General features: G+C 65.1%; 6 protein-coding genes. 2 read left to right on the forward strand and 4 right to left on the reverse strand.

Annotation, left to right across the window (positions count from 1 at the left end; translation table 11 throughout):
• Positions 1-6: 6 nt before the first annotated feature.
• The 4 genes from EN925_RS17000 to EN925_RS17015 all read right to left on the reverse strand — a co-directional run bounded on the left by EN925_RS17000 (position 7) and on the right by EN925_RS17015 (position 3,808).
• On the reverse strand, positions 7-333 hold the full coding sequence (locus tag EN925_RS17000; RefSeq protein WP_013530816.1) for a ferredoxin family protein: 327 nt from the start codon (positions 331-333) through the stop codon (positions 7-9).
• Positions 330-1,955 carry an FAD-binding protein gene (locus EN925_RS17005; RefSeq protein WP_024501571.1) on the reverse strand — a complete coding sequence of 542 codons (1,626 nt, stop codon included), beginning with the start codon at positions 1,953-1,955 and terminating at the stop codon, positions 330-332. The genes EN925_RS17000 and EN925_RS17005 overlap by 4 nt, the downstream gene beginning before the upstream one ends.
• A gap of 31 nt (positions 1,956-1,986) precedes the next feature.
• Positions 1,987-2,583 (reverse strand): thioredoxin family protein, encoded by a 597-nt coding sequence (locus EN925_RS17010; protein ID WP_128336722.1) that lies wholly within the window; start codon positions 2,581-2,583, stop codon positions 1,987-1,989.
• A gap of 280 nt (positions 2,584-2,863) precedes the next feature.
• A complete protein-coding gene (locus EN925_RS17015; RefSeq protein ID WP_127388343.1) occupies positions 2,864-3,808 on the reverse strand; it encodes an ABC transporter substrate-binding protein in 945 nt (314 codons plus the stop codon).
• Positions 3,809-3,988: 180 nt separating this feature from the next.
• On the opposite strand from EN925_RS17015, the gene EN925_RS17020 reads away from it, so the two are divergent.
• Both EN925_RS17020 and EN925_RS17025 read left to right on the forward strand, forming a co-directional pair.
• Positions 3,989-6,115 (forward strand): TonB-dependent hemoglobin/transferrin/lactoferrin family receptor, encoded by a 2,127-nt coding sequence (locus EN925_RS17020; protein ID WP_128336724.1) that lies wholly within the window; start codon positions 3,989-3,991, stop codon positions 6,113-6,115.
• 2 nt (positions 6,116-6,117) lie between these two features.
• The coding region (locus EN925_RS17025) for a siderophore-interacting protein (protein ID WP_128336726.1) at positions 6,118-6,823 on the forward strand (706 nt) is incomplete at its 3' end.

The following is a 6,823-nucleotide window of genomic DNA, read 5'->3' on the forward strand; positions in this document are numbered from 1 at the left end:
ATCGGTTCACTGCGCCACGCGGATGCGGTGCGTCGGGTCGAATTCCGAACCGCCGGCCTTGCCGCGCTTCCAGCCGAGCGCGCGGGCATAGGAGCCAAACAGCTGTCGGGCGTCGGCCTGAGCTTCCGTGATGCCGGTCGGCCCTTCGGCGAACTCGGCCACATAGAGCGCGTCGGTCGGGCAGTAGATCTCGCACAGGAAGCAGGTCTGGCAGTCCTCCTGGCGGGCGATCACCGGCACGCCGCTCTCGGTCGCGTCGAAGACGTTGGCCGGGCACACCTTGACGCAGATGTCGCATTCGACGCAGCGCGTGGCCGAGACGATCTCGATCATGACGCCAGCTCCGCCAGCCGCTCAGGCGCGCCTGCGATGCGGAACGCATCCACACCGGTGATGACCAGCCGGTGCGCGAAGGCCGGGCTCTTGCCCGGCAAATCGGTGCGGCGATGCATACCGCGGCTCTCGGTGCGGTGCAGCGCTGCGGCCACGGACCAGCGCCCGGCGGCGGCGATCGAAGCTGCCTCTCGGGTACGGACCCTATCCAGCCCGTCGCCTTGCAGATGGTCGCGCACGTCGCGCCAGACACTCTCCAGCCGCTCGCCGCTTTTCTCCAGGCCTTCGCCGGTGCGGAAGAAATTCTTGTCGAGCGGCGTCACCTCACTGCGCACCGCCTCGATGACTTCGCCTGCCGAGATGTCGACGCGCGGCGATGATGCAGGACGTAATCCAGCCTGGCCAAGCGACTGCACCTCAGTGCGGAATGCCTTGCCGGTCCGGCGCTTGGCATGGGTCGAAGCGCCCTTGCCCGCCCACCAGCCGCTGGCCAGCGCCCAGGACGAATTGACGGCGCCGCCGCCCGACACCGCACCGGTCATGATCTCGCGGCTGGCCGCGTCGCCGGCGACATAGAGGCCGGGTACGCCGGTGGCGCAATCGTCGGAGACGATGTCTATGCCGCCCGTGCCGCGCACCGTGCCTTCGGCGCGCAGGGTGATGCGGAACAGCTCGCTGAAAGGGTCGATGCCGGCGCGGTCATAGGGCACGAAGCAATTCGGCTGGCCCTGGCGCAGCCAGCCCTGCAGCGCTGGTTCGGCCTGATCGAGCCGCGCGTAGACCGGGCCGTCGATCAGCGCGCGCGCCACTTCCTCCTCGCGGTCGCCGATGCCGTTGCGCAACGGCTCGCCGGTCGGCCCGACGATCGGTGAGCCATCTTCGCGATGGAACGACGCCCAGCGGAACGGCAGCCCCTTGTTCAACGAGGAGCCGTAGGGCGCCAGCGTGTATTTGCCGGTGAACTCCATGCCCGACAGGCTGGCGCCGGCCTCCGCCGCCATCAGATAGCCGTCGCCGGTCAGCCCGGTCGCGCCGAGGATGCGCTCGCGGAAAGCGCAGCCACCGGTCGCCAGCACCACCGCGTTGGCGTCGACGCGCCAATCCTGGCCGATCTGCCTGGCGACACCGGCGGCGCCGACGATGGCATCGCCGTCCGACAAAAGTTCGAGCGCGGGATGATGGTCGAGGACGGTGACGCCGGCCAAAAGCACGCGGCGGCGCATGAAGCGCATGTAGTCCGGGCCGCGCAGATTGGCGATGTAGAGCCGGCCGTCATCCTCGCTCGGGAAGGGATAGCCCCATTCGGAAAGCCTGAGCAGGTTGCGGTAGGCGGTGTCAACGCAGCGCAGCATCCAGCGCGGGTCGGCGAGTTCGCCGGTGCGCTGCCAGCGTCGCTCGACCACGGCATGCCTGTTGTCGCCCGGCGGCACGCACCAGGTGCCGGTGTTGGACGGCGCGGTGGCGCCGCTGGTGCCGAGATAGCCCTTGTCGGCCAGCACCACCTTGGCGCCGGCCTCGGCCGCGGCGACTGCTGCCCAAGCTGCCGACGGACCGCCGCCCAGCACCAGCACGTCGGCCTGGAGCAGCAAGCTGTCGGAAGCGGATTTTTGCGGCTTGGGCATGGAGACCTGGCGAATAAAGTCGAAGCAGGCGCTAGGCCGCGCGGGCCGCGCTGGAAGACCACACCGGCTCGTTGCCCGCGCTCCACTTGATGTTGCAGCCGATCGACGGCGCCTGGCTGGCAGTGGGCCTGCCGCCCTCCAGCACCGTATCGACCGCCGCGCGCAGATCGGCACCCGTCACCGGCTTGCCGTTGCCCGGCCGCGCATCGTCGAACTGGCCGTGATAGGCGAGCCGCCGGTCAGTGCCGAACAGGAAGAAGTCGGGCGTGCAAGCCGCGCCATAGGCTTTCGCCGTCTGCTGCGACGCATCCTTGAGATAGGGGAAGGAATAGCCGAATTTTTCGGCCTCCTCGCCGATATGGGCGAGCCTCTCCTCCGGATGCGCCTCGTGGTCGTTGGCGTTGATCGCCACCACCTGCAGCCCCTTGCCCGCATAATCCCTGGCGAAAGCGGCAAGCTGCTCGCGGATCAGCACGACGAACGGGCAGCGGTTGGAGATGAAAGCGACGAGCAAGGCCAGCTTGGCGTCGAAATCGGCAAGGCGGTGCAGCACACCTTGCGCGTCGGGCAGCAGGAAGTCGGCGGCCCTGGTGCCGAGGTCGACCGGATTGGACTCTGTTTTCGGCATCGATGCGCTCCCTTGTGCAACCATTTTCACAGGCCAAGATGCGAGCGCTCCGAGCGTTTGCAGTTAGTCTATGAATTTAGTATAATTATAGGCTGGAGAGCGCATTCACGGTCAACCGCGCGGCTTAGAATATCGTGCCAATGTTTCAGGCCGAGCCGCCAAGTTTGTTCGGGCGGAAGCCGATCCGGAGAAATCCGGACGGACAGCATTTATGAAGCGCAACGGGGTTCGGCGACGAAATTGTACTGCCCAGCCGAACCGTCTTGCGATTTTCGCGACATCATTCCCCTTCCGGATAGAGCGCTTTCGCCAGGTCGCGGATCGCATCCGATGTGCGCGGGCTGAAGCCGATCATGTAGGCGCCGTCGAGCACGACCAGCGCCTTGTTGGCTGCCGCCGGCGTTGCCGCCAGCGCGCGGTTGCCGAACACCAGCTCGGCCGACGGCCCGCCCTTGCCGTCGCCCATCATCAGGATGACGTCAGGCGCCATCTCGATCAGTTTTTCCTCCGACGCCGCCTTGTAGCCCTGTACGATGTCCATAGGGTTGAGGCCGCCGGCATAGCGGATGATGGCGTCGGCAGAAGTACCCGCGCCGGCAGCGCTCAGACGTACCAGGCCATGGAAGAACACCACCTTCTTGCGCCGCTCCGGCGGAATTTGCGACGCCAGATCCGCGGCAGCCTGAAAGGCGGTGAGCACCTCGGCGGAAACCGCCTTGCCCTTGTCCTCGAGCCCAAGGCTGGCGGCGATCAACGTGATCTTGTGCTCGATGCCTTGCGGGCTGTTGTCCTGCGGGACCAAGACGATCGGGATTGCCAGCGACTTCAGCACCTCGACCGCTTCAGGAGGCCCGCTGTCTTCTGCGGCCAGGATCAGGTCGGGACGCAGGCTGGCCAGCCCCTCGACCGAAAGCTGGCGGCGGTAGCCGACATTGGGTTTTTGCGCGACTTCAGGCGGATATTTGCTGCCGCGATCTATAGCGACGATTCGCCCGCCGGCGCCCAGCGCGTGGACGATCTCGGTGACGTCGGAACCGAGCGTCACGATCCGGGTCGCCGCGCCCGGCACGACGGTTCGCCCCAGCGCATCGACAACGATCTCGGCGGCCAGCGCCTTGAAGCCGCAGAAAGGCGCCAGCACCGACAGTGCCAGAAGCAGCACCGCCGCGATCCTGCCCGGTTGCGACCAGTGGGTCGTCTTGCCTTCGCCTAAACTGCCGACCATGCCGCTGTTCCCGTGCCAGATGCTTCTCGAAGATGGTCGGCTATAAATTTAAAGTTGACTTATGTCATCATGTTTTAATATGTGACCCGTGCCCTGACCTGACTGGTCGAGGGATTTTCAATAATGCCAGCCAAGGCCGCTCAGCCACCGCCAGCAGTTTTGCTTTTGCTTGGGGGCTGCATGACAACGACAACAAACACGACATTGATGGCGAGCACGGCGCTCGCCTTCGTGCTCGGCCTCTGCGCCGTGCCTCTTGCCAGCGCGCAGGAACAGGACCGGGAGAAAAAGACCGCCGCCAAGACCGGCCGCCTGGCGCCGGCCAGTGTCGCGCAGAACCAGCCGGCGACGATGCTCGACGTGATCACCATCTCGGCAACGATGATCAAAACGGCGGTGATCGAATCGATGGCCGCCATCAGCGCCGTCGATCAGGACGAACTCGACCGCATCCACCCCGACACAGCCGCCGACATCTTCCGCACCACCCCGGGCGTCGCTGCCTCGATGAATGGCGACGATCCCGCAACCGCCATCAACATCCGCGGCCTGGAGCAATATGGCCGCGTCGTCGTCACCCTCGACGGCGCCCGCCAGGACTACTGGCGCGTCGGTCATGGCTCTGGCTCGTTCTATGTCGAACCCGACCTGATCAAGGAAGCCACCGTCATTCGCGGTCCGGTGTCGAATGCCTATGGTTCCGGCGGCATCGGCGGCGTCGTCTCCTTCGAGACCAAGGATGCCGGCGATTTCCTCAAGAAGGATGAGCGCTGGGCGCTGAGCGAGAAGCTCGGCTACGAGGACAATGGCGACGGCTTCACCACCAGCACCACCGGTGCCTACCGCTTCAGCGACGATGCCGATATCATCGGCAACCTCATCTACCGCGACCGCGACAGCTACACCGATGGCAATGGCGACACCGTGCCATGGACCGGCGAGCGGGTGACCAGCGGCTATCTGAAGGCGACGTTGCGGCCGGCCGATGGCCATGAGCTGAAGCTCGGCGCCATCCGGCAGCGCTACAACGACCAGATCACCGGATCGAGCGGCTCGACCTCGCCGACCCTGAGCCGCTATGACACCGACACCACCAACCAGACCTACACCGCCGCTTACACCTGGAAGCCCGACGACAACGCGCTGATCGACTTCAGCGCCAATGCCTATCACAACCGCACCCGCGCCGAGCAGACTCAGGTCTGGCCGACCTCGGCGATCGGCAATTTCCGCTTCTACGACGTGGCCACGACAGGTTTCAATGTGAAGAACTCCTCGCGGTTCGACGTCTGGGGACTAGCACATACGCTGACCTACGGACTCGACTACTACTATCTCGAGGCCTCCTCGGAAGCGGCGCATTTCGGCGCTGGCCAACAGCAGGGTTATGGCGGCTTCCTGCAGTGGCAGGGCGATTACGAGGATTGGCTGCAGGTCATCGCGGCGATGCGCTATGACGGTTACCAGCTCGATGGCGAGACGCGCATCCCGTCACCGCAGGAAGCCTCGATCTCCGGCGATCGTTGGTCGCCGCGCCTCACCGTCGGCGTCACGCCATTCGATGGCTTCCAGCTCTATGGCACCTATTCCGAAGGCTACCGGGCGCCGGGTCTGCAGGATGTCTTCCGTGGCGGCGGCGCGCATGGCGGCGGTGATACATATCGGCCCAATCTTCTGCTGCAGCCCGAGATGGCAAAGAACTGGGAGGCCGGCGTCAACGTGAAATATGACGATGTGCTGACGGCGGGTGATCGGCTGCGCGCCAAGGTCAACGTTTTCCACACTGACGTCGAGGATTACATCGACGTCGACCTCACCGTGCTGCCGCGCACGGCAATCAACATCGGCGACGCACGCCTGAAGGGCGTAGAGGCCGAGATGGTTTATGATTATGGCTGGGGTTTCGTGAACCTCTCCGGCGCGCTGATCGACGCCAAGGTCGTCAGCGGCGTCTATTCCGGCCAGGCGTTGAACAACACGCCGCTCGACCGCTTCTCGGCCACGATCGGCTTCCGCATGCTGGAGGACCAGCTCACCGTCGGCGCGCAATATCTCAGCGTCGGCAAGATCACCCGCACCAGCCGCACCAATCCCAACGCCGTGCCGGTCGTCGATGACGGTTTCGATCTGGTCAATGTCTTCGCCAACTGGCGCGTCAACGACAACCTCAAGCTCGATTTCGGCGTCGATAACATCTTCAACACCGCCTACACCGATCCGCAAAGCGCATGGTCGACCTCGGCGGCAACAGAACAGGGCAAGGGCCGCACCTTCAAGGTGGCCCTCACCGGCAGGATCGGAGGCTGACAATGAACGAAGCATCGGTGCGTGAACTGGCCTGCGAGGCACGGCTCAACCTGCGGCGTCTGCCGGACTACATGGACAGCATCTCCGACAGGCTGCGGAGCTTCGAGGCCGATGCTTCGCATCAGGGACAGCGCATCGATTTCCGCTTTGCCTTCGGCGGCGCCTCGTTCGACATGGAGCGGCTGGTGATGCGGGCCAATGCTGCCGCCCGCGACGGGCTCGCCCGTATCAAGGACCTGCTCGCCACAGCCGTACAGGTCTACGCCAAGGAGGAAAACCCCGAGATCGTCTGGACCGGCGATCTCTCAGGCGAAACCAGCCTCGCCCAGTTCCGCGAGATGGTGGTGACCGATGTTCGCGACCTCACTCCGAATATGCGCCGCATTCGTCTGGCCGGCGAGAATCTCTCGCGCTTCGCCAAGTTCGGCGGCATGCATATCCGCATGCTGTTTCCGACCAGGGACGTCCCCGATCCGCTGTGGCCGGTGCTGGGCGGCAATGGCTTACCGGTCTGGCCCACCGACGACCGGCGCCCGGTGGCGCGCGTCTACACCATCCGCGCGCTTGACGTGGAAAAGGGCATCATCGATGTCGACTTCCTGATCCATCCCGGCGAGAGCGTCGGCTCCGCCTGGGCCATGCAGGCCGCGCCCAGCATGAAGGTTGGCATCATGGGCCCGGTCGGCCGTCCGGTGCGGCAGGCAGAAT

The organism is Mesorhizobium sp. M7A.F.Ca.US.006.04.2.1 (genome assembly GCF_004022915.1).
Classification (GTDB): Bacteria; Pseudomonadota; Alphaproteobacteria; order Rhizobiales; family Rhizobiaceae; genus Mesorhizobium; species Mesorhizobium ciceri.

Coding starts and splice junctions, on each gene's coding strand:
- EN925_RS17020 (WP_128336724.1), top strand. CDS start 3,989: ATGACAACGACAACAAACACGACATTGATGGCGAGCACGGCGCTCGCC.
- EN925_RS17010 (WP_128336722.1), bottom strand. CDS start 2,583: ATGCCGAAAACAGAGTCCAATCCGGTCGACCTCGGCACCAGGGCCGCC.
- EN925_RS17015 (WP_127388343.1), bottom strand. CDS start 3,808: ATGGTCGGCAGTTTAGGCGAAGGCAAGACGACCCACTGGTCGCAACCG.
- EN925_RS17000 (WP_013530816.1), bottom strand. CDS start 333: ATGATCGAGATCGTCTCGGCCACGCGCTGCGTCGAATGCGACATCTGC.
- EN925_RS17005 (WP_024501571.1), bottom strand. CDS start 1,955: ATGCCCAAGCCGCAAAAATCCGCTTCCGACAGCTTGCTGCTCCAGGCC.